The following is a 2,136-nucleotide window of genomic DNA, read 5'->3' on the forward strand; positions in this document are numbered from 1 at the left end:
CGGCGCGACCTCGGTCGGAACCCTGTCGATCCGCCGCTTCCTGCGCCCCGTCTGCTTCCAGAACATCCCCGGCAGCGTCATGCCGGATGACCTTAAGTAACCTGTTGACCTAGAAGACCAATGCCGGGCCGGGCAAGGCCCGCCCGGGACCCATGGGAGGACCCCGCATGAACGAGGAAACCCGCAGCAAGCTGAAGGGCGTTTCAGTGGCCACGCTGGCCACGGCGCTCTACAAGCGCGGATTGAGGAACCAGGTGATCCAGGGCGTCCATCCGGTCGGCTGGAAGGGCGAGAACATGGTCGGCCCGGCCTTCACGCTGCGCTACATGCCGGCCCGCGAGGACCGCAACACCCTGGCCGAATTCCGCCGCGCCGACCACCCGCAGCGCGTCGCGATCGAGACCTGCCCGCCCGGCTCCGTCATGGTCATGGACAGCCGCAAGTCGGCCACCGCGGCGTCGGCCGGCGACATCCTGATCACCCGCCTGATGAAGCGCGGCGGGGCAGGGGTCGTCACCGATGGCGGCTTCCGCGACGCGGCGACCATCGCGGAGCTGGACATCCCGGCCTATCACACGCGGCCGTCCTCCCCGACCAACCTGACCACCAACGAAGCCATCGCGATGAACGAGCCGATCGGCTGCGGCGATGCCCCGGTTTTCCCGGGCGACATCATCGTCGGCGACGCGGATTGCGTGATCGTCATCCCGGCGGAAATCGCCGACGAGATTGCCGAGGAGGCCGTCGAGATGACCGCCTACGAGGATTTCGTGGTCGAGCAGGTCAAGGCGGGCGAGACCATCATCGGCCTCTATCCCCGCGTGAACGAAGAGAAATACCTGCCGCTCTTCGAGGCATGGCGCAAGGCCAACAACCGTTGACAGGGCGCCCCGGCGGAAGCCGGGGCCTCATCCTTTCCGGGCGGGCAGGGTCTCGCCCCGGAACTCCTCGCGGATGATCTCCGCCACTGCCGCGACCAGCGGCTCGGGCTCCTTCGGCCGCATCGCCAGGTAGAGGTCCGAATGCAGCTCCTCCGCGGGCAGGCCGATATCCCGGAACACCACCTTCGGCAGTCCGATCAGCGAGCTGGACCGCGGCACCAGCGCGACGCCGAACCCCTCGTTCACCAGCGACACGACCGTATGGCGCTGCGCCACGGCGAAGATCTCGTTGGGGGTCACGCCATGGGCCTTCAGATAGCCCTGGACGACCTCTCGGAGGAAGCCGCCGCGCTCGCTGGAATACCCCACGAAATCGATCCCGTTCAGGTCCTCGATGCCGATCTCTGCCCGCTCCAGGATCGGGTGGCCGAGCGGCGCCGCCATCACGAATCCCTCGCTCCAGAGCTTCTCGATCGGCAGGCCCAGCGATTGCGGATGCAGCCGGATGATGCCGAAATCGAGGCTTCCGGCGCCGAGCGATTCGATCGCTTCCACCGTCATCACCTCGCGCAGCGTCAGCGTGACTTCCGGCATCTCGTCGCGCACCCTGCGGGCGATCCGCGGCACCACCTCGACGCAGGAAGACGGCACGAATCCCAGCTCCACCGCCCCGGCCTTGCCGCGCGCCGCCTGCTGTGCGGCCAGCACCGCGCTCTCGGCCCGGGTGAGGATGTCGGAGGCGTCGATCAGGAGCCGCTTGCCCGCCGCGGTCAGCCGCACCGAGCGGTTGGTGCGGTCGAATAGCGGCGTTCCCAGAGTGTGTTCGAGCATCGCGATATGCCGCGAAAGCGGCGGCTGCGTCATGTTCAGCCGCTTGGCGGCGCGGCGGAAATTCAGCTCTTCCGCGACGGCCACGAAATAGCGCAGCTGGTTCAGTTCCACTGTCTGGCCGGCCAAGGGACGGTCCTCCGGATGCACGCGCAGCGGGTGATACGGTGTGCCGCGCTAATGATAGCGAGATTGGATCACCATGCATCAGAATCAGCATAGACTGGCTGCGTCAAGCGCCTAAGATCAACACAGGCTCAGAGGAGGACGGTGCGACAGACACCGTTGCGAGCCGATCCGGACGTCGTGCAGACCGGCCTGCGCATCGAAGAATCTGCCGGCATTTTGGGAGGAAAACTTATGACATTCCGTGGTGTCCTGCTTTGCGGGGCTGCTGTTTCGTGCCTTGGGCTTCCGGTCCTGGCGG

General features: G+C 66.6%; 3 protein-coding genes and 1 pseudogene. 2 read left to right on the forward strand and 2 right to left on the reverse strand.

Annotation, left to right across the window (positions count from 1 at the left end):
* Both HCC78_RS34320 and HCC78_RS32185 read left to right on the forward strand, forming a co-directional pair.
* A pseudogene (locus HCC78_RS34320) lies at positions 1 to 100 on the forward strand (aldehyde dehydrogenase); the annotation flags it as partial.
* 67 nt (positions 101 to 167) lie between these two features.
* Entirely contained in the window at positions 168 to 881 is a 714-nt protein-coding gene (locus HCC78_RS32185) for a ribonuclease activity regulator RraA (protein WP_172332762.1), read from the forward strand.
* Positions 882 to 908: 27 nt separating this feature from the next.
* Here HCC78_RS32185 and HCC78_RS32190 read toward each other — a convergent pair whose 3' ends face one another.
* Both HCC78_RS32190 and HCC78_RS33410 read right to left on the reverse strand, forming a co-directional pair.
* Complete coding sequence (locus tag HCC78_RS32190; RefSeq protein ID WP_172332763.1) at positions 909 to 1,838, reverse strand: LysR substrate-binding domain-containing protein; 930 nt, start codon at positions 1,836 to 1,838, stop codon at positions 909 to 911.
* 117 nt (positions 1,839 to 1,955) lie between these two features.
* A partial coding sequence (locus tag HCC78_RS33410; RefSeq protein WP_216671415.1) for a hypothetical protein occupies positions 1,956 to 2,136 on the reverse strand: 181 nt, incomplete at its 5' end.

The organism is Mangrovicoccus sp. HB161399 (assembly GCF_013184745.1).
Classification (GTDB): Bacteria; Pseudomonadota; Alphaproteobacteria; order Rhodobacterales; family Rhodobacteraceae; genus Mangrovicoccus.